Here is a 24,083-nt window from a genome sequence, read left to right on the forward strand (position 1 = left end):
CGGGAATGATGGTAGCGGAGCAGCAATTTTTTTTCATACCGCGAATAGATTTCAGACAACAAGCAATAAAACAGAATTTATGGTTTCAGACGGCCTTAAGGTCCGAATCAACAGTCCGTCTGAAACCCCAAAACCAAAAAAAGAATAGATTTAGGAGAACCGACATGACTGCCAACCAACGCTACCGCAAAGCTTTACCCGGTACGGATTTGGAATATTACGACGCGCGTCAGGCGTGTGAAGACATCAAACCAGGCTCTTACGACAAGCTGCCTTATACAAGCCGTATCTTGGCTGAGAACTTGGTCAACCGCGCAGACAAAGTCGACCTGCCTACGCTGCAAAGCTGGCTGGGCCAGCTGATTGAGGGAAAACAGGAAATCGACTTTCCTTGGTATCCGGCGCGCGTGGTGTGTCACGATATTCTGGGTCAGACAGCGTTGGTGGATTTGGCGGGCCTGCGTGATGCAATTGCCGAAAAAGGCGGCGATCCTTCCAAAGTGAATCCGGTGGTGCAAACCCAGCTCATCGTCGACCACTCTTTGGCCGTTGAATGCGGCGGTTACGATCCTGATGCCTTCCGCAAAAACCGCGAAATCGAAGACAGACGTAACGAAGACCGTTTCCACTTCATCAACTGGACAAAAACCGCATTTGAAAATGTGGACGTGATTCCTGCGGGCAACGGCATTATGCACCAAATCAATTTGGAAAAAATGTCGCCGGTTGTCCAAGTCAAAAACGGCGTAGCATTCCCTGACACCTGCGTCGGTACTGACTCACATACGCCGCACGTCGATTCATTGGGCGTGATTTCCGTAGGTGTGGGTGGTTTGGAAGCCGAAACCGTAATGTTGGGCCGTGCCTCCATGATGCGTCTGCCTGATATTGTCGGCGTTGAGCTGACCGGCAAACGCCAGCCGGGCATTACTGCCACCGATATCGTGTTGGCACTGACCGAATTCTTGCGTAAAGAGCGCGTGGTTGGTGCATTTGTCGAATTCTTTGGCGAGGGCGCAAGAAGCCTGTCCATCGGCGACCGTGCCACCATTTCCAATATGACCCCTGAGTTCGGCGCGACTGCTGCGATGTTCGCTATTGATGAGCAAACCATTGATTATTTGAAACTGACCGGTCGCGACGATGCGCAAGTGAAATTGGTGGAAACCTACGCCAAAACCGCAGGCTTGTGGGCAGATGCCTTGAAAAACGCCGTTTATCCTCGCGTATTGAAATTTGATTTGAGCAGCGTAACGCGCAATATGGCAGGCCCAAGTAATCCGCATGCCCGTTTTGCGACCGCCGATTTGGCCAGCAAAGGCTTGGCTAAACCTTACGAAGAGCCTTCAGACGGCCAAATGCCTGACGGTGCAGTGATTATTGCCGCGATTACTTCGTGTACCAATACTTCCAATCCGCGCAACGTTGTCGCCGCCGCGCTGTTGGCACGCAATGCCAACCGCCTCGGCTTGAAACGCAAACCTTGGGTGAAATCTTCGTTTGCCCCGGGTTCAAAAGTAGCCGAAATCTATTTGAAAGAAGCAGGCCTGCTGCCTGAAATGGAAAAACTCGGCTTCGGTATCGTTGCCTTCGCATGTACCACCTGTAACGGCATGAGCGGCGCGCTGGATCCGAAAATCCAGAAAGAAATCATCGACCGCGATTTGTACGCCACCGCTGTATTGTCAGGCAACCGCAACTTTGACGGCCGTATCCATCCGTATGCGAAACAGGCTTTCCTCGCTTCGCCTCCGTTGGTCGTTGCCTACGCGCTGGCAGGCAGCATCCGTTTCGATATTGAAAACGACGTACTAGGCGTTGCAGACGGCAAAGAAATCCGCCTGAAAGATATCTGGCCGACCGATGAAGAAATCGATGCCATCGTTGCCGAATATGTGAAACCGCAACAATTCCGCGACGTTTATATTCCGATGTTCGATACCGGCACAGCGCAAAAAGCACCAAGCCCGCTGTACGACTGGCGTCCAATGTCCACCTATATCCGCCGCCCACCTTACTGGGAAGGAGCACTGGCAGGGGAGCGCACATTGAGAGGCATGCGTCCGCTGGCGATTTTGCCCGACAACATCACCACCGACCACCTCTCGCCGTCCAATGCGATTTTGGCCAGCAGTGCCGCAGGCGAATATTTGGCGAAAATGGGTTTGCCTGAAGAAGACTTCAACTCTTATGCAACCCACCGTGGCGACCACTTGACCGCCCAACGCGCAACCTTCGCCAATCCGAAACTGTTTAACGAAATGGTGAGAAACGAAGACGGCAGCGTACGCCAAGGTTCGCTGGCACGCGTTGAACCCGAAGGTAAAACCATGCGCATGTGGGAAGCCATCGAAACCTATATGAACCGCAAACAGCCGCTCATCATCATTGCCGGTGCGGACTACGGTCAAGGCTCAAGCCGCGACTGGGCTGCAAAAGGCGTACGCCTCGCCGGCGTGGAAGCGATTGTTGCCGAAGGCTTCGAGCGTATCCACCGCACCAACTTGATCGGTATGGGCGTGTTGCCGCTGCAATTCAAACCGGGTACTAACCGCCACACCCTGAAACTGGACGGTACGGAAACCTACGACGTGGTCGGCGAACGCACACCGCGCTGCGACCTGACTCTCGTGATTCACCGTAAAAACGGCGAAACTGTCAAAGTTCCGGTTACCTGCCGCCTCGATACTGCAGAAGAAGTATTGGTATATGAAGCCGGTGGTGTGTTGCAACGTTTCGCACAAGACTTTTTAGAAGGAAATGCAGCGTAAGGTAAATCGGGCATGATCAAAATGTCCGGGCTACGCTCAAAAAGGTTTTCAGACGGCCTCGAATGTTTGAGAGGCCGTCTGAAAAAACCATACTAGAAATACAAAGGAGAACTCGAAATGCCGCAAATTAAAATTCCAGCCGTTTACTACCGCGGCGGTACATCTAAAGGCATTTTCTTCAAACGCACCGATCTGCCGGCAGCTGCGCAGGAAGCAGGCGAGGCACGCGACAAAATCCTCTTGCGCGTACTCGGCAGCCCCGACCCTTACGGCAAACAGATTGACGGTTTAGGCAATGCCAGTTCGTCCACCAGCAAAGCCGTAATTTTGGACAAATCCGAACGCGCCGATCACGATGTTGATTACTTGTTCGGACAAGTTTCCATCGACAAACCTTTTGTCGATTGGAGCGGCAACTGCGGCAATCTGACTGCCGCCGTGGGCGCATTTGCCATCGAGCAAGGCTTGGTCGATAAAGACAAAATCCCTTCAGACGGCCTGTGTACCGTCAAAATTTGGCAGAAAAACATCGGCAAAACCATTATTGCCCATGTACCGATGCAAAACGGCGCAGTTTTGGAAACAGGCAATTTTGAGCTTGACGGCGTAACGTTTCCGGCAGCCGAAGTACAAATCGAATTTCTTGATCCGGCCGACGGCGAAGGCAGTATGTTCCCAACCGGCAATTTGGTCGATGAAATTGATGTGCCGAATATAGGCCGTCTGAAAGCCACGCTTATCAATGCCGGCATTCCAACCATTTTCCTGAATGCCGCAGATTTGGGCTATACAGGCAAAGAGTTGCAAGACGATATCAACAACGATGCCGCGGCTCTGGAAAAATTTGAAACCATCCGCGCGTATGGTGCGCTGAAAATGGGTTTAATCAGCGACGTATCCGAAGCCGCTACCCGCGCCCATACTCCGAAAGTCGCTTTTGTCGCCCCTGCGGCCGATTACACCGCTTCAAGCGGCAAAACCGTCAAAGCTGCCGACATCGATTTATTGGTACGCGCACTGAGCATGGGCAAATTGCACCACGCCATGATGGGTACTGCTTCAGTCGCCATCGCTACCGCTGCCGCCGTGCCCGGTACGCTGGTCAACCTTGCAGCCGGAGGCGGAGCGCGTAAAGAAGTCCGTTTCGGCCATCCGTCAGGCACACTGCGCGTTGGTGCAGCCGCCGAATGTCAGGACGGACAATGGACGGCCACCAAAGCAGTCATGAGCCGTAGCGCACGCGTGATTATGGAAGGACAAGTCCGAGTGCCGGAAGATTGCTTTTAAGTTTTCAGACGGCCGCAGCACTAAACAAGGCCGTCTGAAAACCAAATAAGCAGATTTTAGTCAGGTAGCGATACCTGCAATGGAGATTATGGTTGGGCATAAAGCCTGACTAAACATCAAACCAAAGGCAATCTGAAAAGCTCTCAAATGTTTTTGCTCTTTTCAGACGGCCTGAAGCCAAAAAAACAATCAAAAATCAAAGGAGAAACACCATGTCCAACCAACTCATTCTTGTTCTAAACTGCGGCAGCTCTTCACTCAAAGGTGCTGTTATCGACCGTAAAAACGGCAAAGTTCTCTTAAGCTGTCTCGGCGAACGTTTGGGTACGCCCGAAGCAGTCATTACGTTCAGCAAAGACGGCAAAAAATGCCAAACAGCCTTGACCGGCCGTAACGACCACGCCGGTGCAGTAGGTATGTTGCTGAAAGAACTTGAAAAACACGGCCTGCACGACCGCATTAAAGCCATCGGCCACCGCATCGCCCACGGCGGCGAAAAATACAGCGAATCTGTTTTGATCGATCAAGCAGTAATGGACGAACTCAATGCCTGCATTCCGCTCGCTCCGCTGCACAATCCTGCTAATATCAACGGCATTTTGGCTGCGCAAGAGCATTTCCCGGGTCTGCCCAATGTCGGCGTGATGGATACTTCGTTCCACCAAACCATGCCGGAGCGTGCCTACACTTATGCCGTTCCGCGCGAATTGCGTAAAAAATACGCTTTCCGCCGCTACGGTTTCCACGGTACCAGTATGCGTTACGTTGCCCCTGAAGCCGCACGCATCTTGGGCAAACCGTTGGAAGACATCCGCATGATTATTGCCCACTTAGGCAACGGCGCATCCATTACCGCCATCAAAAACGGCAAATCCGTTGACACCAGTATGGGCTTCACGCCGATCGAAGGTTTGGTAATGGGTACGCGCTGCGGTGACATCGACCCGGGCGTATACAGCTATCTGACTTCACATGCCGGTTTGGATGTTGCCCAAGTTGATGAAATGCTGAACAAAAAATCAGGCTTGCTCGGTATTTCTGAACTCTCCAACGACTGCCGTTCTTTGGAAATCGCTGCGGATGAAGGCCATGAAGGCGCACGTTTGGCTCTGGAAGTAATGACTTACCGCCTTGCCAAATACATTGCTTCTATGGCTGTGGCTTGTGGCGGCGTTGACGCACTCGTGTTTACCGGCGGTATCGGCGAAAACTCGCGTAATATCCGAGCTAAAACTGTTTCCTACTTAGATTTCTTGGGTCTGCACATCGACACCAAAGCCAATATGGACAAACGCTACGGCAACTCCGGTATCATCAGCCCGACAGGTTCTATGCCGGCTGTTTTGGTTGTTCCAACCAATGAAGAGCTGATGATTGCCCACGATACGGCTCAGTTAGCCGGCTTTATGGAAGAAGCAGGCTAGGGCGGAGATTCCCCTAGATCATAAACAATAAAAAGTGCGGATTCATCATCCGCACTTTTTTAATTACATCTCAATCAAGCCACTTGGGTTTGATGTTCGTCGCCGTTGCGCTCACGAACTGCGCCCAAACGGTAAACGGTTTCGCCTTGTTCGCTCAAGAATGCCTGTACTGCATCGGCATCTTCTTTAGCAATGATAACGACCATGCCGATACCGCAGTTGAATGTACGGTACATTTCTTGGGTTTCCACATTGCCTGCTTTTTGCAGCCATTGGAACAGTTTAGGCAATTCCCACGCTTTGGCATCGATTTGTGCAACGGTATTTTCAGGCAAAACGCGAGGTACGTTTTCGGTAATGCCGCCGCCGGTAATATGGGCCATGCCTTTAATGGTGAATTTTTCCAAAGCGGCAAGGATAGGTTTCACATACAGGCGGGTAGGGGCGATAATGGCTTCGCGCAAAGTTTTACCGTTGTCGAATTCCGCGTCCAAATCAGGATTGTCGCGCTCGATGATTTTGCGTACCAAAGAGTAGCCGTTGGAGTGTGCACCGTTGGAAGCCAAGCCCAAAACAACGTCTCCGGCCTGAATGCTGCGGCCGTTAATAACGCGTTCTTTTTCAACCACGCCGACGGCAAAACCTGCCAAGTCGTATTCGCCTTCGGGATACATGCCCGGCATTTCGGCAGTTTCACCGCCAATCAAAGCGCAACCGGATTCTTCGCAGCCTTGGGCAATGCCTTTAATCACATCAGTCGCGCGGGCAACGTCCAGCTTGCCGCAAGCAAAATAGTCCAAGAAGAACAAAGGTTCTGCGCCTTGAACCAAAATGTCGTTGACGCTCATGGCAACCAAATCGATGCCGACGGTATCGTGTTTGTCCCAGTCGAATGCCAGTTTCAGCTTGGTGCCGACGCCGTCCGTACCGGAAACCAATACCGGATTTTTGTATTTTTTGCCGATTTCGACCAAAGCGCCGAAACCGCCCAAATCACCCAACACTTCAGGGCGCATAGTACGCTTGGCAAAAGGTTTGATGTTTTCGACCAGTTGATCGCCTGCGTCGATATCCACGCCTGCGTCACGATAGCTCAAAGAAGTGCTCATTGGATTTCCTTATTCGGGTATGGGTAGATTGTCGGAGCGTATTTTATCTTAAATTAGAGGATTCAGGCTGAATTTTTTGGCATTATTGTCAACAATTTTTATTTTATCTTAATAGCCGTCACGCGTTCAGACGGCCTTTGTGAATCTGTTATACTGCTTATTGATTTTGAAAACCTTAAACATCAATTGGGAAATACCTTTTTATGTATCAAAAGAAAACGCGCGGCGCAAAACCGTGGATTATTATGGCTTGCGTTATCGCGGCCTTTATTTGGCTTTTATATGCCTTGGGCGATGTTTTGACGCCGTTTATCGTAGCTGCCGTTTTGGCCTATGTTTTGAATCCCTTGGTCGAATGGCTGCAACTGAAGCGTATCCGTCGCGCGCCGGCCTCTATGATTATTATGGCACTGGCTTTGCTGATATTGCTGTCGTTGGTGCTGATTATCGTGCCTATGTTGTTGAACCAGTTTAACAATCTGGCCGAACGCCTGCCACAAATCGTAGGCTTTGTTCAAAACAAATTGCTGCCGTGGCTCAATAGCGTCAGCGGGGATTATATTCAAATCGATCAAGAATCAATTATTGCATGGTTGCAGTCGCATACGGATGAGTTGAGCAATACGCTCAAAGAATGGATTCCTACCTTGATGCGTCAAAGTGGTAACGTCATCAGCGGCGTCAGCAATTTGGTGTTGTTACCTTTGCTGCTGTATTACTTCTTGTTGGATTGGAAACGCTGGTCTTCCGGAATCAGCAAATTGGTTCCGCGCCGTTTTATCGAAACTTACACGCGTATCAGCGGCAATATGGATGAAGTTTTGGGCGAGTTTCTGCGTGGCCAGCTGATGGTGATGATGATTATGGGCTTGGTCTATGGCTTGGGCTTGATGCTGGTCGGTTTGGATTCCGGCTTTGCCATCGGTATGATTGCCGGTATTTTGGTATTTATTCCGTATTTGGGTGCATTTACCGGCCTTTTGCTGGCGACAGTTGCCGCGCTTTTGCAATATGGCTCATGGCAGGGTTTGTTGATGGTCTGGGCTGTATTCGGTGTCGGACAATTCTTGGAAAGCTTTTTCATTACGCCTAAAATCGTCGGCGACCACATCGGTTTGTCTCCGTTCTGGGTGATTTTCTCGTTGATGGCTTTCGGACAACTGATGGGTTTTGTCGGTATGCTTGCCGGTCTGCCGCTTGCCGCCGTAACATTGGTTTTATTGCGTGAAGGTGCATCTGCCTATTTCGGCAGCCATTTCTATAAACATAAATAAATCGATGATATTAAGGCCGTCTGAAATCCAAGTTTCAGACGGCCATTGATAACAAAGGAAGTCTATATGTTAGCCATTATCGGCGGCAGCGGTTTGACCAAACTGCCGGAACTCGAAATTACTGAACGAAAAATCGTACGCACTCCATACGGCTTAACCAGCAGTCCTATTTTGTTCGGCAGGTTGGGGCGCTTGGACATTGTTTTTCTCGCCCGACACGGCTTCAGCCATACCATCGCGCCGCATGAAATCAACTATCGCGCCAATATCTGGGCATTGCACTCTTTAGGCGTTGAAAACATTATTGCCATTTCTTCAGTCGTCGGTATCAACCCTGATTTTGAAAACGGCAGTCTGGTGTTGCCGGACGATTTGATTGACTATACCTATGGCCGTAAAGATACTTTTTTTGAAGGCCAAGAATGCCCTGTCGTCCATACCGATTTTTTCAACCCTTATTGCAATGAATTGCGACAAAAGTTATTAAATATCACGAAAGCGCACAATGTGCCGATTTACGACACAGCAGTATATGGCTGCCTGCAAGGCCCGCGCCGTCCAACTCGCGCAGAAATTGCCCGTTATCGCAATGATGGTGTAGATGTACTTGGTATGACCGGTATGCCCGAAGCTGTTTTGGCCAGAGAGTTGAAAATGGCCTATGCCCACTTTTGCAGCGTCAGCAGCATTGATTGCTTTGATAGCGGAGTAGGGACTGTAGGCTGTAATGAACAGACTTCTATGGCGATGACGAAAATCCGACAATTATTGAATGGTTTGTAATTGATCATGCCGTCTGAAATGATGTTTTCAGACGGCATTGTTTTAGTTAAGAAGCCGTTTCACGCGCCCAATGAGGCAGGGAAGCTTTTTGTTTGCGGAACGAGGCAAGTTGCATGCCCCGACATTTTTCAAAAATCAATTCGACCCCGCTTTGCAGCTGTAAAATCAAATTGGTATGCGTTTCCGTTTTAATAAAGTCAATATTGCGTTGTACCAAGCGCTGAATGACGGCATAAACATCAAGGCAGCCATTTGCAAAAAACCACGGATTCAATTTTACCCAACGGCCGCCGCTTAGTGCAGCATCAGGCTGAAAATCAGCGCGAATCTGTGTCAAACGATTGTCGGAGAAATGCAGTTCGATATCGCCATAAAGCCAAATATTCCAGCCTTTTTGTACCAACAAGCCTTTAGGGACGCAATCAGGCGCAGGAAACATCTGCAAAATAGACTCTGCCGATTGTCCGATTTCCAGATAGTCAAACCGGCCGGTATACAAAAAATCATAAATATCAACGGCAATAGGAAAGTGGTAACGCATGGCAACAACCATAGAAAAGCAATTAACCAAGCTATCTTAAACTTAAAATATAATGAAATCAATTCTTATTACTATTTATTCAATATAAGAAAGGCCGTCTGTTGTCCAGACGGCCTTATAGCTTTGGCTTAAACCGATAATTTTGGTTTACTCAGCCTTTAAATCAGCCACGCATTGCTTATCGCGTGCCTCAAAAGCTTCCGCGCCACCCAAGAGTTTGAGTTGCTCCTCAGGGCTGATTTTGCCGAAGTTTCGGATTTGCTCGTCAGAGAGTTTGCTTAAAGGCTGATCCCACATACAGACACAATAGTCTTGAGCCAATTTCTCGTTTTGCGCATCCAAACCTTTTGCCTTCAAATCAGCTTGCCATTTTTCAGCAAAAGGAATGTTTTTCACGCAAGATTCCACCACATTTTGTTTCATCTGTGGCTTGTTCATGGCGCATTGTGAGAGCAGGGCGGTCAGAGCCAGCAAAGACAAAATAATCCATGCCCAAATGCGGATGGTGCGGATTTTTGCCTTGGCTTTCTTTCTGGCCGCCAGTTGTTCTTCAGACGGCCTTTCCGTTTGTTGCTCAGTCATGCAGGCTTTCCATGCGGATCATGGTGATCGGAGCATCCACGCAACTCAGCGCTTCAATCGCAGCGATAGCGCGTTTGACGTTGTGTTCCACTGTGGTGTGGGTCAGAATCACAATTTCGGCAGTACTTTGATTAATCACGCCTTTTTGAATCAGAGCCTCGATAGAAACATTTTCTTTGGCCAAGAGTGCGGCAATTTGACCCAAAGTGCCCGGTTCGTCAGTTGCTTGAACGCGCAGATAGTAGCTGCTGGTGATTTCATCCATAGACAGAATATTTTGCGCTTGAACTTGAGAAGGTTGGAATGCCAAGTGAGGAACACGATGGTCAGTTTCCGCTTCAATCAGGCGGGCAATATCAATGATGTCGGCAACTACGGCAGAAGCAGTCGGCAATGCACCGGCGCCCGCACCGTAATACAAGGTTTCACCAACCATATCGGCATTGACACGGACAGCATTCATCACGCCGTTAACGTTAGCCAGCAAACGGCTTTCAGGAATCAGAGTAGGGTGTACGCGCAACTCGATACCTTTGTCGGTTTTACGGGTAATACCCAACAACTTGATACGATAGCCAAGTTCTTCAGCGTATTTGATATCGCGGCTGTCGAGTTTGCTGATGCCTTCCAAATAACAGGCAGAAAAGTTCATCGGCGTACCAAATGCCAATGCGCTCATAATCGTAATTTTATGGCCGGCATCATGACCTTCGATATCAAAAGTAGGGTCAGCTTCTGCATAGCCCAAAGCCTGAGCTTCTTTCAAGACGTCTGCAAACGCGCTGCCTTTTTCACGCATTTCAGTAAGAATGAAGTTGCTGGTACCATTAATAATACCGGCAATACTGCGGATTTGGTTCGCAGCCAAACCTTCACGCAAAGCCTTGATAATAGGGATACCGCCGGCAACAGCAGCTTCAAACTGTACCATGACATTTTTTTCTTCCGCCAAAGGGAAAATTTCATTGCCGTATTCAGCCAGCAGTTTTTTATTGGCAGTAACAATGTGTTTGCCGTTTTCAATCGCTTTCAATACCGCATCTTTGGCAATACCGGTACCGCCAAACAATTCCACAACAACATCAACATCTTGATGTTGAACCAGCTCAAACGGATCTTTGATAAAAGCAGCATTTGGGCAAATTTGTTTGGCTTTTTCTTCGCTCAAATCACAAACAGCAGAAATACGGACTTCACGTCCCAAGCGGCGGCTGATTTCCGCAGCGTTGTCCTGCAATACAGTGGCTGTACCGCCACCGACTGTACCCAAACCTAAAAGACCGATATTTACTGGCTTCATTGTGTCTCCTTTTGAGCCGATACTTTAAAATAATCACGAAAAACCAAGGCTTGTTATAATCGCTTGCAATCGTAAATTCAGAGCAAAGCATCAATGCACAAGGTCAAACGTTGAATCCTACCTGATATTGCTTGATTTTGCACCTTTTTTTGCAAGTTTCCCAAGGCCGTCTGAAAATCGTTCTACCATAAAAACAGGAATTGCCATGAAAATCACAGAAAACCATATCGATGAAGCAGCATCATTTTTTTCATCCTCACAAGGCATATTGCAAATCGGAGAACAAACATATTCAGAACCCATTTGCTGGCAAGATGGCAAAGTGAGCATCATCCCTCAAACAACCATCGAGGAATTAAACGAACAAATTTTTATATCAGCAATTGAAATAGCAGAAAACCGTCCTGAAGTCATTATTATAGGTACAGGAGAAAAACAAAAATTTCTGCATCCCAAAATTGCCGCAGCCTTATCAGCTTACGGAGTCGGCCTTGAATGCATGAATACAGCCTCAGCTTGCCGAACTTTAGTTTTGCTGCAAGGCGAAGGACGAAGCGCATGGGCTTGGTTGTGGCCATAATTTGCAGAAAAGACTATTGCATCATGCTAGCTTAGGTTCGCATAATTTATATTATGTTAAATTCATAATACTAGTATTTTAGCCTGCCAACTCCTGTTTCTCTTATTAAAGAAGAACTTCTACGTTCACAATGAGATTCCTGCCTCCAGATTTAAAAAAATCACATCTTGCAACTAGCGGAACACTTTTTCTAAGTATGTCTAGTACAAGGTACTTCTTCTCAAGGAATATGAAGGTACTTGGTATCGTACTAAGGCTCCCTGCTCCCTACTCGACTTCATTACTCGATAATTAAGGTGACAACTGGCGCAATTAGCCTGTTAGCTGCCTTTAAGAGGTTCAAACACATCGCCTTCAGATGGCTTTGCACACTTACTTTGTTCTGCCCCAAATAGACTGCCCGGGCATAGCGGAATTTACGGTGCAGTGTCAGAAATAACTCACATAATCGAAATAGCGGCTCAATAATCTCTACCGCTTCCCCTCCCTATTCTATTGATCAAATCTCAAAAAACATTTCCATATTATTAAAAACAAGTTAGAATTTCATAAAATTATAAATAATAATCAAACTTATTTGTATTATTTTAGTCAGAGTGTAATCGCATCTATTCGATCTGTCTCATTCAGACGGCCTTACCAATCAAGTTATATGGATTCATTCTATGCAACCGATCAAAGTCACCACCCTCTCCGCCTGCATCGCCGCCATTGGTTTCGTCCCTGCCGTTTATGCTGCAGATAATTCGACAGTTATTCTCGATACCATAACTGTCAAAGGAACTCGAAATAAGGATGAAATCGGTAAAAACCGCGTTTATACCCGCGAAATCGTCAATCTTTACAAGAGCAAAAACGAAGTCGAAACCTTCAAAGGCAACACCGTATCCGACCTTTTAAGCGGTATGTCCGGCGTGTACAGCGGCGACGCGCGCAACAGCGGCGCGCTGGATCCGAATATACGTGGTGTGCAAGGTCAAGGACGGATTCCCGTTACCATCGACGGCACGGAGCAGGCGATTACCGTCTGGCGCGGCTACGCGGGCGCAAACAACCGCAACTACGTCGACCCCAACATCATCAGTAGCGTTTCTATCGAAAAAGGCCCCTCGTTCAGCCGTGATATGAAAAGCGGCATAGGCGGCTCCGTCGCCCTGAAAACCATCGATGCCGACGATATTGTCCCCGAAGGGCAGAAATACGGCTTTGAAGTGAAGGCGGAGGCTTCCAACAATTCCATCAAAAGGCGTGAGAATGCTTATGAACATTCAGTCGATTATCGAACCTTGCCTGTTCCCGCAGTAGCGACGGGTGGTATTTGGCGTTCGTTTTTTGACGATACCGACCGAATCGACCAGCGTTTCAACGGACGCAATAAATTTGGGGAGGATAAAGCCTACCGCATTGCCGCCGCCACCAAGCAGGACAATTTCGATGCCATGCTTGCCTATGCCTACCGCAGTAAAGGCAATTATTTTTCCGGCAAAAAAGGCGCGGAACGCTACGGTTATATCGGTCCTTGGACACAAGAAACTTTAGACGAATTGAAACGTCGTAAAGAAGAAGCCGCTGCCAAGGGTGAGAAATTTTTCGGCAGTGAAAACATGCTGGGCGCACCCGATATTTCAAAAATCGGACTTTTTTATCATCCGGGCGGGGAAGTCAGCAATACCTCGCTCGAAACCAAATCATGGGTAGGTAAAACCACCTTCCGTCTGCCGAACCGCCAAACGCTCAAATTCGGCCTGCGCCATACCGATTCCACGTTCGGCGAAATTATGCCTTCGCGCATTATCGGCCCCATCAGTTGGGATGCGTCCGTCCTCAACAAAATTGCCGAATGGCCGCAGGCATGGGTAAAACAGCGTTCCTACAATATCGACTATTCGTGGAAGCCCGAGGGCAGCCGTTGGATAGATTTCGATGCCACGCTTTGGACAACGCGCACCAAATCCAAAACCAATACCGCAGGTGGCTCACCCGGCGATACCGTTTATGAGGACAACAAATTTCAAATAGCATGGGATGAGTACGACAGATGGCAAAAAGCTACGCCTGAAGAGCGTCAAGAATTGCTGAATGCAGGTTTTGAAGTCCCAAAACCGCCCAAACCCGAAACGCCCAATACAAACGGCAGGTTCAACACTATTGAAGGCAACGCCTATTACGCCCGTAACAACCGTACAGGCTTTCAATTCTCCAACCGTATGAAATTGAGCGACAAACTGTCGTTGACTTTGATGGGCGATTTTCAAAATGAAAAACTGACATCGCGCAATGATTTTTCAGACGAGCTGGAGCGGGGAGGATACGACAAATATCGGGAAGAACTCGAAAACAGCACCATCAGGGCAAATTATGAATTGAACCAATACGGTGTACCTCGCAACGGCAAGCGGCGTGAATACAATCTGGGCTTTAATTTTCGCTACGAACCCTTCCGCTGGCTGACTTTGACGGCAGGTGGGCGATATACCAATTTCCAACTTCAGGATAAAAGCAGACGTTTGGAAAGCGGCACGAATAAGACCGGCGATCCGTTAGAAATGAACAGGGGAATAAAATATTCGATCGGCAGGGTTGCCACGCCGCAAGAATACGCGGATTACAAGGCAATTGACGATGCTTTGGCGAATGGCAGTCTTGATTATGGAGTTTTATATGAAACAGAGGAATACGCAGAACAAAGAAAAAAACATGCACAAATTAGCCTGACTTCGTTTCAAGTCAATTCGCAATATATTCCGACTTTGACAGATGATCGCGAAAAATGGGTCAATCCTAATGAAAAGGTGGATTTCTATTGGTTGAAAGACGATAAAGGCCGTCTGAATATGCAGGATCATCCCCTTACCAATGGCAGCATTCCTGATTTGCACACCAAAGTCGCCAATCCTGTATATGACCCGTCTATTCCAGACAGTCCGCAATTTGTACCTAAATACTACGCAGCCAGTGCAAGTGTTTACACAACGCCAATGACCGAAGCCGAAAGACAGAGGGCAATGAAGCAGAAGGGCAGCGGTTGGGTACCTGCATTTTCTGCCACCATCAATTTTACTGATTACAGCCGCGCCTATTTGCGCTATACCGAAACCCTGCGCTACCCCAGCATTTTTGAAGGGACTTACGGCTTTTCTACTGCCGCCGGCTCATTCAACCGCATGGGCTATGGCTGGCGGCCCGAACACGCCAAAAACTGGGAAGTCGGCTACATCCATGATTTGACGGGACTGTTACCGAAAATGAAAAAAGCGGATTTCCGCATCAACTACTTCCATAACAAGACCAAAAACGTTATCGATAGGGACAGCAATCTCGAATTCGAACAATTCGACAGACAAATCCGCAGTGGTGCCGAGCTGTCCACCCGCTTCGATACCGGACGCGTCTTCGGCAGCCTGAACGTATTCCGCAGCCTGAAAAACAAAATGTGCGACGAAAATTTCACTTGGACATCCGCAACAGAGGGCATGGTTGATTCAAGCTATTTTGTGAAAAACGGTAAGACTATGAATCGTCCTGTCTGCAACCACGGCGGCTTGACCGATTCGGGCTATCTGGCAAGCGCGCTTCAACCACGCTGGTCAATTGATGCCGAATTGGGCAGCCGTTTCCTTGCCAACAAACTGGAAACAGGCGTGCGCCTCCATTACCACAGCCGCGTCTATGAAAACCGCAACGATGCTTGGCAGCCATTCTACGATGTGCGCAATAAATATCAGAATGACAATATGAAGCCCCAGCATAACGATATGCGCTGGCAGCCTGTCGCCGTATGGGACGCCTACCTGCGCTACAAAATCGGCAAAAACCTGACTGCCGAGCTGGTGGGCAGCAACCTGACCAACCGCTACTACCTCGACCCGATGAGCCGCTCCTATCTGCCTGCACCGGGCAGAACGGTCAGGATAGGGATTACAGGTAAGTTCTAAAATAGTTTCAGGATGCAATTATCAAAATTCTAATATTAGTAAAATGTAAATTATCATAAATGATAATAATTTCCGTTTTTATTTTATAAAAATGGGAATATACTTACTTTGCTTTTCCAAGAGGGCGAATTTGTAAGATTAATCCAGGTTCTTCTTGAGAAAGTTTGTTGATTTTGTAAATTTTTATTTTGGAGTGAATTATGGAACTCGTAAAAACCGTTGCGGTATTGAGTGTTGCGTTTGCTGCTTCTTCTGTGTTTGCACTACCTAAAGGTTTTCAAGCCAACCCGACTGGTGCGACGACCGAATCGATTCAAGTCGAAGGGGTAAAGCATATTGGTGTTACTCTTGAAAACGAAGGTGAGCATAAAGGTAAAGCTTCCATTTTTGTTAGCGATACCAAGGCTGTCTCAGGAACTCCAGAGAAAGGTATTGCCAATAACAAGCCTGTCTCTTTTGCTAAAATCGATGCGACAGCGAACAAATATTTTGTTAAAACGTTTGCTCACGGTATTTTGGGTAAAGACAAAAACGGCGTTACTGTTGCCAATCTGTATCGGATGAACGGTGCATGGCATCTGATTCCCAAAATGCCCGACCATTCCCATTTGGGCCGTCTGTCTTATTCCAAAGTCGGTAATATGGATGTTTACTTCGGCGACTGGTCTGCCGTTCCTTCCGGTGCGGCTGTCGGTACAAAAGGTACGAATTACACTGCCTTCTATAGCGGCACGGGTCGAACCACCAATCTGCCGACTACGGGTACTGCCACTTATACGGTTAAGGGTATCAACCAATATCATACGCAAAATACAGCCCTCTTAAACGGTACGTTGAAAGCTGATTTCGGTAAGCGAACGCTGAACGGAGAAATGGAACGCGCAGGTTTGAATGTCGCCATCAACAATGCCACGATTAATACGGCTCAGGCTTCCTTCTCCGGTACAGCTACGGCAAACAAAGTGGCCGGTACGACCCACGGTCATTTCTTCGGCAATCAAGGCGCAGCGATTGCGGGCGTGGCTGATTTTGGTCGAAACCATGCCTATAACACTGCCTTTGGCGGTACGAAAATCGGCAAATAATGAATCATAATGCGATAAGGCGGACGGTTTTTGTCGTTTCCCATTCCGTCCGCCTATAAAACACAAATCATCCGACACACAATGCACATCGTACAGGGCCGTTCGGAAATATCGGGCTTCGCAATGCGTTTAAGCCGGTATTTTTCGAACGGCCCGTGAGTTTGAAGGCGTGCTGTTTCGATGGGCTTGAGAAGCTCATTTTCAGACGACCCGTCATTCAAATAAAAAAATGCTCTGCCCGGTAAAGATGAAATGTCAGTTTTTCTTTGAAAAGGTCGTCTGAAAAACAAAGCCGCCCGATACACAGGAAAGAATTTTATGAAACGCCTTTTGCTCCTTCCCTTTTTTATCAGCCTGCTGCCCCACGCGTTTGCCGACGACAGGGAAGACCGCTTCATGCAGCTCAAACAGGGAACGGAACTCCGCCGCGCTCAGCAGGAAAGGAACGAAGCGGACAATACGGCGATCGAATTCGGCGCGGGAGAAGTGCAGGACGGCGAAGATTTGGCGTTGTCGCTGATGAAGGCGGTCAACGCGCAAAACGAAGAGGAAACGGCTCGGCTGTTAGACATTTACCGCCGTCAGGATGATTACGACCCCGATATAGTGCTGTTTGCCGAGGCCAATCAGGCGGTGTCCCGCGACGATTTGGAGGCCGCGCTGGCGAAATACCGCGAGCTTTACCGCAAAAATCCCGAATTTCTGCGCGGCCGCCTGGATTTGGCGCGGCTGCTGTTTATAGACAAACAAAACAAAGAATCGGCGGCATTGTTCGACGGCATCGATATTCCCGAAGTGCCCGCCGTCAATGAGAAAATCAAAGTGTTTGCCGACGCTTTGAAGAAACGCGATGCGTGGAGCGGCTCGGTTTCGTTCGGCGCGGGGTACGACACCAACTTAAACCAGTCGTCGGGCACGACGGTTGTCCGCAATCAGACAAGCTGCGGTTTCGATTCGAACGGGCAGCCGATTCTGGACGATGCCGGAATGCTGTCCTGCCGCAACGAACAGCTTGACGCCTACGCGCCCGATGCGTTGAAAAACCGGATGTGGGTATATGAAGCCAACTTAAGCAGACGCATTTCGCTCAACGGCCACCACGGCCTGCAACTGGGCGGCTACGCATGGGGCCGGCTCTATCCCGGCAACAAAGAATACGGCGAACACAATATCAACGTCAGCCCCGCTTACAGTTTTCAGAGCAAAGACCATTCCTTCAGTATCGGCCCGCAGGTGCAATACGAATGGTCGGGCGGGAAACTGCGCGACAGCAGCGCCGGCATCAGCACGGCATACAGCCGCACCTTTTCCGACCAAGCCTCGCTGGGCGTGCAGCTCGACCACAAATACGACCGCTACCGCGGTGAATTAAAACATTTCAACGGCCCGCAGACGCTTCTGTTCACCACCGCCATCTACGCCCTGCCGAAAGACTGGCTGGTATTCGGCGGCTACGACTACCTGCGCAAAAACAGCCGCGAAAAAGTGGATTCCTACCGCCGGCACGGCCTGCGCGCGGGCGTCAATAAACGTTTCGAATCCGGCATCGACGCCACCTTTCAGGCAATCTGGCGCAAAACAGCCTATCAGGATTACCATGCCTGGCTGGAAACCCGCCGCCGTGATTTCGAACGCACCTACCAGTTGGACATCAAATTCGATCGCCCTTTCCTCCGCGGCTTCGTACCCATCCTCACCGTAAAACACACTGACAACAAAAGCTCGTCCTGGCTAAATCGCTATAAACGGAATGAATTTCTAATTAAAATAGAGCATAGGTTTTGAAATTAAAGGTCAGCCAGATGATCTCTTGTAAGATTATTATCTTATATTCATAATGTGATTAACTCGCAAATTTCTTACAGTTTAACTTATCAACTTGCTAAAAAAATTTGCAAATAGGCCGTCTGAACTTAATGTTTCAGACGGCCTTTGCAGTATAAATTAGCTATCCCCTACACTTTCTTGTTTCACAAGAGTTTGATGGTACTTGGTATTCTTATATCTCTCCTACTCCACTACACAATAAATTAGGAAGTAGAGGTAAGGTAAAATTAAATAGCCAAGTTTCTCTTAAAACCTATTGATTTTATACTAAAAATTGGAGTACTATGAGCACACTCTCTAGAGTATCACTAATTCTCATTTGACATATAGGAACAATAAGCGGAATTTGTAGAAGAATAGGAAAAAAGAAAATAATTTATATTATGTTAAATTCATAATACTAGTATTTTAGCCTGCTAAGTCCTGTTTCTTCTAGTTGTACAATCACTTACATAATTCAAATATAAAAGGCCATCTGAAGAATTTCAGACGGCCTTCTCTTTATCAATATCCATGAAACCAATTCAGATCACAGTTTTATTCCAAAGCATGATTAAATTTCTTTGATAGAATTTTAGATAGCCCTATTCATTGACTACCACCACTTTCCCAAACCCGTCCGCGCTTTGCAAAAAACGGTGGGCTTCGGGAACTTGTTCCAATGTAAACACGCGTTCAATTAAGATTTTCACATTAAATTGCCAGATATAGTCAAACATCGCATCCAGCTTGGCTTGCGACACATTGCCCGAATGAAAGGCGGTGAGATAGCTGTTGTTTTTGAGTTCGATAATCGGATCAAAACCGTTTACGTATCATATATTACCTAGCTGCCCTGTATTGCAGACGATGCCGTATTCGTTGATGCGGGTGAAAGAATCACACAAAGTTGCCGGCCCGACCAATTCCAGAATTTTGTCATAGCTTTGGTCGGTTTGTAGTTTGCCATCGGCTTCAGTAATCACTTCGTCAAATCCGACTGCTTGCAGATGGGTAGCTTTGGCAGGATTACGCGTTGAACCGTGTAATACGATATGCGGAAACCGTACTTTAAGAAGCTTTGCAAAGGCTATGCCCACACCGCTGCTGGCACCACGCACCAATACACGATCTTGCGGCGCGATACGAAGCTGCTGTAATGAGCCGAACGCGGTGTAGTAAGTTTCGGGAATTGCGGCAAGGGTTGTCCAATCCAAATCGGTATGTTTGGGGTAAATTTGCTCGTTTGGCAGCAACACATATTCGGCGTAGCTGCCGTCAAAGGCGCGCCCCATTTCTCCCATAATAGAAGACAACCTTTTGTCCAACCGCCAGTGCAGGTGTGGAACTTTGCACCACTTCGCCTACACATTCAATGCCCAAGATGCACGGAAATTGGACAGACGGCGATTTACCTTCACGCGTGAAAATCTCGGAATGGTTGATGCAGAAGCCTTTGATTTTTACGGCTTTCATAATACCTCCCTAAGAATTTGATGCTTTCAGGTAGCCTACTGCCAATTTTACTTTCCTAACAACCCATTTTTCTCTAAATAATTCCGAGCCACGTTTTCCGCGCTTTCGCCTTGCACTTTCACGCGGTAGTTCATCTCGCTCATTTCCTCTTCGCTAATTTTTCCCGCCAGTCGGTTAAGTGCGGTCACAATTTGAGGATTTTTTTCAGCAAATTCTACTTTCATCAGCGGTGCGCCCTGATAGGCGGGGAACAGGGAAATATCATCTTTCAGCAAGCGCAATCGATATTTTTTCAATTCTGCATCAGTGGAAAAGGCTTCCACTAGGTTGATTTTGTCATTCAACAATGCCGTATAGCGTAAGGCAGGTTCCAAGCTAACAATATGTTTTAGCGTGATACCGGCTGCCTGCATGCCTTTATAGCCATCCGCTCGGTCGATAAATTCCAGTGAGAAACCTGCTCGGATATCGGGCGCTACCTGCTTCAAGTCGCTGATTGTCTTCAGTTGGTGCGATGCACCGTAGCTTTCTTTGACCGCCAACGCGTAAGTGTTCTGATAAGACATCGGTGGTAGAAACTCTAGCTGATATTGTTCCGCCAATAATTGTTTGCCCCGTTGATAGGTTTCATCTGGCGACAGATGGCGGTTCTTCTGTTCAGTTGGTACTTGTACTAAGGCTTCCAGCACTGTGCCGGTGAATTCAGGATAAATATCGATTTCGCCACTATTCAGTGCGCTAAACAGGAAAGTAGTTTTGCCAAAATTAGGTTTGACTGTGACTTTCACGTTCGAATTCTCACGTTCAATCAATAATTTATACATGTTAATCAGAATATCCGGCTCACTCCCCATTTTGCCTGCAACCACCACGTTTTTTGTGGCAGGTGTAAATGAAATCTGCGACAGACCGAGTGCACCGAAGCCCACCGCCAATGCAAGAATAATCGGCAACTTGTGTCGCGATTTCTGCAACAGCCCGATAATGCCGCTTACACCGACAGCCAATAACGCGGAGAGCAATGCACCGGTAAACGTCATTGTCATGTTGTTGCGGTCAATGCCGAGCAGAATCAGATTACCCAAGCCACCTGCGCCAATTAACGCCGCCAGAGTTGCCGTGCCGACAATCAGCACTGCCGCCGTGCGAATGCCCGAAATCATGGCAGGCAAAGCCATCGGTAGCTCAATCCGCCACAATGATTGCCAGCGCGATAGTCCGAATGCAGTGTATGCATCTTGAATCGATTGGTCGATTTGGGTCAGCCCCAAATAGGTATTTTGAAAAATCGGCAACAGCGCGTATAGCGTGAGCGCAATCAAGACGGGCGGCGAACCGATACCGACAAACGGAATCAGCAAACCCAGCAGCGCCAAAGACGGAATGGTTTGCAATATATTGGTAAACTGCAATACCGCTTCCGCTGCCCGCTGTCTGCGCGCAAACAACACGGCGGCAGGCACCGCAATCGCCACTGCCGCGAGCAAAGTCAGGCCGGAAAGCCATAAATGCGTAAGCAGCATTTGCCAGAGTTCTGCTGGGGTAACGTTTAGGGATGAGAACATAGTTTTAAATTTTATGTTTAGTACGTTGAATAATAGATGTTTATGTTTGCTTTACAGCAAGGTATTAGCGCCTTGAAAGAGGTTTCAGACGGCCTTCACCATCATAACACTGCCCTTCTCACAGCTTCCTGTCCCTGTTTATCCAACCGTAAGAATTGGTGGATGATGCGTTCGGCATCGGGGGCATCGGCGGTGGAAAACAGCGATTGCACATAATCATTTGCCGGCTGCTTTTTGATTTCTTCAGGTGTGCTGATTTGTACCAGTTTGCCGTTATGCATTACACCGATACGGCAAGCGAGTTTGGCGGCTTCCTGCATATCATGGGTAACGAAAACGATAGTAGTGCCAAATTTTTGGTGAATCATAGCAATTTGGTCTTGCAGCACGGTGCGCACCAGCGGGTCAAGTGCTGAAAACGGTTCATCCATCAGCAGAACTTGGGGCTTGGCTGCAATGGCTCGCAAAATGCCGATGCGCTGCTGTTCACCGCCGGAAAGTTCGTGCGGATAGCGGTCGCGGTAGTGCGCAGGGTCAAGTTCCACCAGCTCCAATAATTCATTCACACGCGTTTTGCGTTCGGCTTTCGGCCAGCCCAGTACGTCAGGCATAAGTTCGATATTTTCCGCGACGGTCATGGTGGGAAAAAGCGCGATTTGCTGTAATACGTAACCAATTTGGTGGCGGAGCTGGCGGATGTCGTAGTCTTTAATCCGTTTCCCGTGCAGATAAACGTTGCCATCGGTCGGTTCAATTAGCGCGTTAATCATGCGTAAAGTGGTGGATTTGCCGCTGCCCGAGCCACCTACCAACACGAAAAATTCACCCTGATAAATGGTCAAATCCAAATCGCGCACAGCATATTTGCCGTTATAATGCTTGCCTGTGCCACGAAACTCGATAAATGGGACAAGATTATTTTGCATATTGTGTCTTTACTACGTCTTCAAAACTAAGCGGTGCTCGTCCCAACAACTGCGACAGGTCGTCTGAAACGGTAGCAAGCTCGCCTTTAGCAATGGCAGTGTAGGTAGAAACCCAGGCTTCAATCTGCCAATCGGGCGTGTCAGGATACTCAGCTTTGCGGCTGGCGAAGGCTTCTTCCACAGTTTCATTGTGGTAGCAGTGCGGTTTGCCGGTGATTTCGGTTAAGACGGCGGCTATTTCAGCAAAACTTAATGATTGGGAACCGGTCAGCGTGTAGATCTGATTATCATGGTGGTGGTTTCCGCATGCGATGTTGGCGATGATGTTTGCCGCTGCTTGGGCAACATCGCGCTGTGAAACGCAGGCAACGCGCCCGTTGTCAGCTGGGCCTGCGATGATGCCGTCTGCGTTAGCAATTGTTGCCATCATCTCACTGTAAAAATTGTCGCGCAGAAAGGTGTAGCGCATATTTGTTTGCCGGATTGCATTTTCGGTAACCGCATGAGTGCGCGCCAGCGTGAAGGTACTGTCCAACGCCGCTTGAGCAAAAGAGAGATAGACAATATGTTTCACGCCTGCTTCCGAAGCAGCCTGCACCAAAGTCAAATGCTCCTGTTCGCGCATCGGACTTTCGGCGGCAGACACCATAAACAGCACGTCCACCCCATTTAAAGCCTGCTTAGCAAGCTCCAAATCGCCATAGGCAAACCGCCGCGCCTCGCAGTTCGGCAGATCGGGTACTTTGGCGGGGTTGCGCAGTGGCAGAATAAGCGGTAGGTCGCGTGTACTGAGGTGTTGGGCGACCATGCCGCCGATGTTGCCGCTGGAACCAGTGATGGCTAGATTCATGTTGTTTTCCTTATAGAGATAGCTTTGCCGTTTACAGGGTTTCTGTAAAACCATGTGCATGCTGCTTTTTGGGTTTCAGGTAGACTGAATAGATTTAAGGGATGGTTTATTAATGGTTATTTTATTGTAGCAGTTTTCCTGCATACGATAAGCCACGAAAGACTCACTTGATTATTAAGCTGATATTAATAATTAGGTTAGGATATGTGGTCTTTCCGTTTTCAAGTCCCTTATGGCTTAAAACGGACCTCTTTTACTAGTTTTTAGAATTTAGGTGGCATTTACATTACCAAGTATTTGTACTGCATTTCTCTATTCTCAAAGAATTTAAAGAGCTTAGGGTATGTCCCCACGGCCCTATTCCGCTACTAAATAATTAAGTGATAGAGTTATAGCATAATTGAACTGACAAATTTCTTAAAACCTATTGATTTTATACTAAAAATTGTAGTACTATGAGCACACTCTCTAGAGTATCATTAATTCTCATTTGACATATAGGAACAAAACAGCGGAATTTGTAGAAGAATAGGGAAAAGGAAATTAATTTATATTATGTTAAATTAATAATGTTAGTATTTTAAGCCTGTTAACTCCTGTTTCTCCTAGTCGTACAATAACTTTTACAAAAAGCTTACCTGAAATTTTTCAGATAACCTTTTTACGCTTTTCTTTTCATATATAAATAAAGTAAGATTCAGTCAATAGATATTATTCTTCTATATCACTATCCAATCTCTGGAGTAAAGCACCCCATGGCCGTCAATAAAATCGCCCGTAAAAGCAGCA

At 47.8% G+C, this 24,083-nt stretch carries 19 protein-coding genes; 9 read left to right on the forward strand and 10 right to left on the reverse strand.

The genetic code is table 11. The features are described 5' to 3' along the window. Nucleotides 1–164: 164 nt before the first annotated feature. The 3 genes from acnD to HMPREF2871_RS04870 all read left to right on the forward strand — a co-directional run bounded on the left by acnD (nucleotide 165) and on the right by HMPREF2871_RS04870 (nucleotide 5,482). Nucleotides 165–2,771: a Fe/S-dependent 2-methylisocitrate dehydratase AcnD gene (acnD, locus tag HMPREF2871_RS04860; protein WP_049335194.1), complete on the forward strand. Its 2,607-nt coding sequence runs from the start codon at nucleotides 165–167 to the stop codon at nucleotides 2,769–2,771. Between the two features lie 117 nt (nucleotides 2,772–2,888). Beyond that, a complete protein-coding gene (gene prpF / locus HMPREF2871_RS04865) occupies nucleotides 2,889–4,058 on the forward strand; it encodes a 2-methylaconitate cis-trans isomerase PrpF (protein ID WP_004520374.1) in 1,170 nt (389 codons plus the stop codon). 212 nt (nucleotides 4,059–4,270) lie between these two features. After that, nucleotides 4,271–5,482 (forward strand): acetate kinase, encoded by a 1,212-nt coding sequence (locus tag HMPREF2871_RS04870; protein WP_049343851.1) that lies wholly within the window; start codon nucleotides 4,271–4,273, stop codon nucleotides 5,480–5,482. Between the two features lie 74 nt (nucleotides 5,483–5,556). On the opposite strand, the gene purM is transcribed toward HMPREF2871_RS04870, so the two are convergent. Further along, nucleotides 5,557–6,591, reverse strand: coding sequence for a phosphoribosylformylglycinamidine cyclo-ligase (gene purM / locus HMPREF2871_RS04875; RefSeq protein ID WP_003686290.1), 1,035 nt, complete (start codon nucleotides 6,589–6,591; stop codon nucleotides 5,557–5,559). A gap of 203 nt (nucleotides 6,592–6,794) precedes the next feature. On the opposite strand from purM, the gene HMPREF2871_RS04880 reads away from it, so the two are divergent. Together HMPREF2871_RS04880 and HMPREF2871_RS04885 are read left to right on the forward strand one after the other, a co-directional pair. Then, the gene (locus HMPREF2871_RS04880) at nucleotides 6,795–7,865 is read left to right on the forward strand and encodes an AI-2E family transporter (RefSeq protein ID WP_049343853.1); all 1,071 of its coding nucleotides are present in this window, start codon (nucleotides 6,795–6,797) and stop codon (nucleotides 7,863–7,865) included. 66 nt (nucleotides 7,866–7,931) lie between these two features. Continuing rightward, on the forward strand, nucleotides 7,932–8,648 hold the full coding sequence (locus HMPREF2871_RS04885; RefSeq protein WP_049343856.1) for an S-methyl-5'-thioinosine phosphorylase: 717 nt from the start codon (nucleotides 7,932–7,934) through the stop codon (nucleotides 8,646–8,648). A gap of 46 nt (nucleotides 8,649–8,694) precedes the next feature. Here HMPREF2871_RS04885 and HMPREF2871_RS04890 read toward each other — a convergent pair whose 3' ends face one another. The 3 genes from HMPREF2871_RS04890 to HMPREF2871_RS04900 all read right to left on the reverse strand — a co-directional run bounded on the left by HMPREF2871_RS04890 (nucleotide 8,695) and on the right by HMPREF2871_RS04900 (nucleotide 11,071). Beyond that, entirely contained in the window at nucleotides 8,695–9,189 is a 495-nt protein-coding gene (locus tag HMPREF2871_RS04890) for a hypothetical protein (RefSeq protein WP_049328665.1), read from the reverse strand. Nucleotides 9,190–9,336: 147 nt separating this feature from the next. Continuing rightward, entirely contained in the window at nucleotides 9,337–9,771 is a 435-nt protein-coding gene (locus tag HMPREF2871_RS04895; RefSeq protein ID WP_049322347.1) for a hypothetical protein, read from the reverse strand. Continuing rightward, nucleotides 9,764–11,071 carry a homoserine dehydrogenase gene (locus HMPREF2871_RS04900; RefSeq protein WP_049343858.1) on the reverse strand — a complete coding sequence of 436 codons (1,308 nt, stop codon included), beginning with the start codon at nucleotides 11,069–11,071 and terminating at the stop codon, nucleotides 9,764–9,766. Before HMPREF2871_RS04900 ends, HMPREF2871_RS04895 begins: the two co-directional genes overlap by 8 nt. A 205-nt stretch (nucleotides 11,072–11,276) precedes the next feature. Between HMPREF2871_RS04900 and HMPREF2871_RS04905 the strand changes: the two genes are divergently transcribed. From HMPREF2871_RS04905 to HMPREF2871_RS04920, 4 genes are all read left to right on the forward strand, one after another. Beyond that, entirely contained in the window at nucleotides 11,277–11,651 is a 375-nt protein-coding gene (locus HMPREF2871_RS04905; RefSeq protein WP_049343859.1) for an Mth938-like domain-containing protein, read from the forward strand. Nucleotides 11,652–12,316: 665 nt separating this feature from the next. Beyond that, nucleotides 12,317–15,586, forward strand: a complete 3,270-nt coding sequence (locus tag HMPREF2871_RS04910; RefSeq protein WP_049343861.1) for a TonB-dependent receptor domain-containing protein — start codon at nucleotides 12,317–12,319, stop codon at nucleotides 15,584–15,586. 200 nt (nucleotides 15,587–15,786) lie between these two features. Next, nucleotides 15,787–16,671 (forward strand): Slam-dependent surface lipoprotein, encoded by an 885-nt coding sequence (locus tag HMPREF2871_RS04915; protein ID WP_049343863.1) that lies wholly within the window; start codon nucleotides 15,787–15,789, stop codon nucleotides 16,669–16,671. 318 nt (nucleotides 16,672–16,989) lie between these two features. Beyond that, complete coding sequence (locus HMPREF2871_RS04920; RefSeq protein ID WP_049343865.1) at nucleotides 16,990–18,456, forward strand: surface lipoprotein assembly modifier; 1,467 nt, start codon at nucleotides 16,990–16,992, stop codon at nucleotides 18,454–18,456. Nucleotides 18,457–19,082: 626 nt separating this feature from the next. On the opposite strand, the gene HMPREF2871_RS11955 is transcribed toward HMPREF2871_RS04920, so the two are convergent. The 6 genes from HMPREF2871_RS11955 to HMPREF2871_RS04940 all read right to left on the reverse strand — a co-directional run bounded on the left by HMPREF2871_RS11955 (nucleotide 19,083) and on the right by HMPREF2871_RS04940 (nucleotide 23,294). Further along, nucleotides 19,083–19,241: a zinc-binding dehydrogenase gene (locus HMPREF2871_RS11955; protein ID WP_199903560.1), complete on the reverse strand. Its 159-nt coding sequence runs from the start codon at nucleotides 19,239–19,241 to the stop codon at nucleotides 19,083–19,085. Between the two features lie 72 nt (nucleotides 19,242–19,313). Then, nucleotides 19,314–19,781, reverse strand: a complete 468-nt coding sequence (locus HMPREF2871_RS04925; protein WP_199903846.1) for an MDR/zinc-dependent alcohol dehydrogenase-like family protein — start codon at nucleotides 19,779–19,781, stop codon at nucleotides 19,314–19,316. Beyond that, a complete protein-coding gene (locus HMPREF2871_RS11390) occupies nucleotides 19,756–19,953 on the reverse strand; it encodes an alcohol dehydrogenase catalytic domain-containing protein (protein WP_079453972.1) in 198 nt (65 codons plus the stop codon). The genes HMPREF2871_RS04925 and HMPREF2871_RS11390 overlap by 26 nt, the downstream gene beginning before the upstream one ends. Before the next feature lie 47 nt (nucleotides 19,954–20,000). Beyond that, nucleotides 20,001–21,518: an ABC transporter permease/substrate-binding protein gene (locus HMPREF2871_RS04930; RefSeq protein WP_049343866.1), complete on the reverse strand. Its 1,518-nt coding sequence runs from the start codon at nucleotides 21,516–21,518 to the stop codon at nucleotides 20,001–20,003. A gap of 101 nt (nucleotides 21,519–21,619) precedes the next feature. After that, nucleotides 21,620–22,444 (reverse strand): ABC transporter ATP-binding protein, encoded by an 825-nt coding sequence (locus HMPREF2871_RS04935; RefSeq protein WP_049343868.1) that lies wholly within the window; start codon nucleotides 22,442–22,444, stop codon nucleotides 21,620–21,622. Further along, a complete protein-coding gene (locus tag HMPREF2871_RS04940) occupies nucleotides 22,434–23,294 on the reverse strand; it encodes an SDR family oxidoreductase (RefSeq protein WP_049343870.1) in 861 nt (286 codons plus the stop codon). Before HMPREF2871_RS04940 ends, HMPREF2871_RS04935 begins: the two co-directional genes overlap by 11 nt. Nucleotides 23,295–24,083 lie beyond the last annotated feature (789 nt).

This window comes from Neisseria sp. HMSC067G12, assembly GCF_001812725.1.
In the GTDB taxonomy this organism is placed as follows: Bacteria; Pseudomonadota; Gammaproteobacteria; order Burkholderiales; family Neisseriaceae; genus Neisseria; species Neisseria perflava.

Excerpts from the sequence above, each read along its gene's own strand:
- acnD (WP_049335194.1), top strand. The coding sequence starts at position 165 with ATGACTGCCAACCAACGCTACCGCAAAGCTTTACCCGGTACGGATTTG.
- prpF (WP_004520374.1), top strand. The coding sequence starts at position 2,889 with ATGCCGCAAATTAAAATTCCAGCCGTTTACTACCGCGGCGGTACATCT.
- HMPREF2871_RS04870 (WP_049343851.1), top strand. The coding sequence starts at position 4,271 with ATGTCCAACCAACTCATTCTTGTTCTAAACTGCGGCAGCTCTTCACTC.
- purM (WP_003686290.1), bottom strand. The coding sequence starts at position 6,591 with ATGAGCACTTCTTTGAGCTATCGTGACGCAGGCGTGGATATCGACGCA.
- HMPREF2871_RS04880 (WP_049343853.1), top strand. The coding sequence starts at position 6,795 with ATGTATCAAAAGAAAACGCGCGGCGCAAAACCGTGGATTATTATGGCT.
- HMPREF2871_RS04885 (WP_049343856.1), top strand. The coding sequence starts at position 7,932 with ATGTTAGCCATTATCGGCGGCAGCGGTTTGACCAAACTGCCGGAACTC.
- HMPREF2871_RS04890 (WP_049328665.1), bottom strand. The coding sequence starts at position 9,189 with ATGCGTTACCACTTTCCTATTGCCGTTGATATTTATGATTTTTTGTAT.
- HMPREF2871_RS04895 (WP_049322347.1), bottom strand. The coding sequence starts at position 9,771 with ATGACTGAGCAACAAACGGAAAGGCCGTCTGAAGAACAACTGGCGGCC.
- HMPREF2871_RS04900 (WP_049343858.1), bottom strand. The coding sequence starts at position 11,071 with ATGAAGCCAGTAAATATCGGTCTTTTAGGTTTGGGTACAGTCGGTGGC.
- HMPREF2871_RS04905 (WP_049343859.1), top strand. The coding sequence starts at position 11,277 with ATGAAAATCACAGAAAACCATATCGATGAAGCAGCATCATTTTTTTCA.
- HMPREF2871_RS04910 (WP_049343861.1), top strand. The coding sequence starts at position 12,317 with ATGCAACCGATCAAAGTCACCACCCTCTCCGCCTGCATCGCCGCCATT.
- HMPREF2871_RS04915 (WP_049343863.1), top strand. The coding sequence starts at position 15,787 with ATGGAACTCGTAAAAACCGTTGCGGTATTGAGTGTTGCGTTTGCTGCT.
- HMPREF2871_RS04920 (WP_049343865.1), top strand. The coding sequence starts at position 16,990 with ATGAAACGCCTTTTGCTCCTTCCCTTTTTTATCAGCCTGCTGCCCCAC.
- HMPREF2871_RS04925 (WP_199903846.1), bottom strand. The coding sequence starts at position 19,781 with ATGGGAGAAATGGGGCGCGCCTTTGACGGCAGCTACGCCGAATATGTG.
- HMPREF2871_RS11390 (WP_079453972.1), bottom strand. The coding sequence starts at position 19,953 with ATGAAAGCCGTAAAAATCAAAGGCTTCTGCATCAACCATTCCGAGATT.
- HMPREF2871_RS04930 (WP_049343866.1), bottom strand. The coding sequence starts at position 21,518 with ATGTTCTCATCCCTAAACGTTACCCCAGCAGAACTCTGGCAAATGCTG.
- HMPREF2871_RS04935 (WP_049343868.1), bottom strand. The coding sequence starts at position 22,444 with ATGCAAAATAATCTTGTCCCATTTATCGAGTTTCGTGGCACAGGCAAG.
- HMPREF2871_RS04940 (WP_049343870.1), bottom strand. The coding sequence starts at position 23,294 with ATGAATCTAGCCATCACTGGTTCCAGCGGCAACATCGGCGGCATGGTC.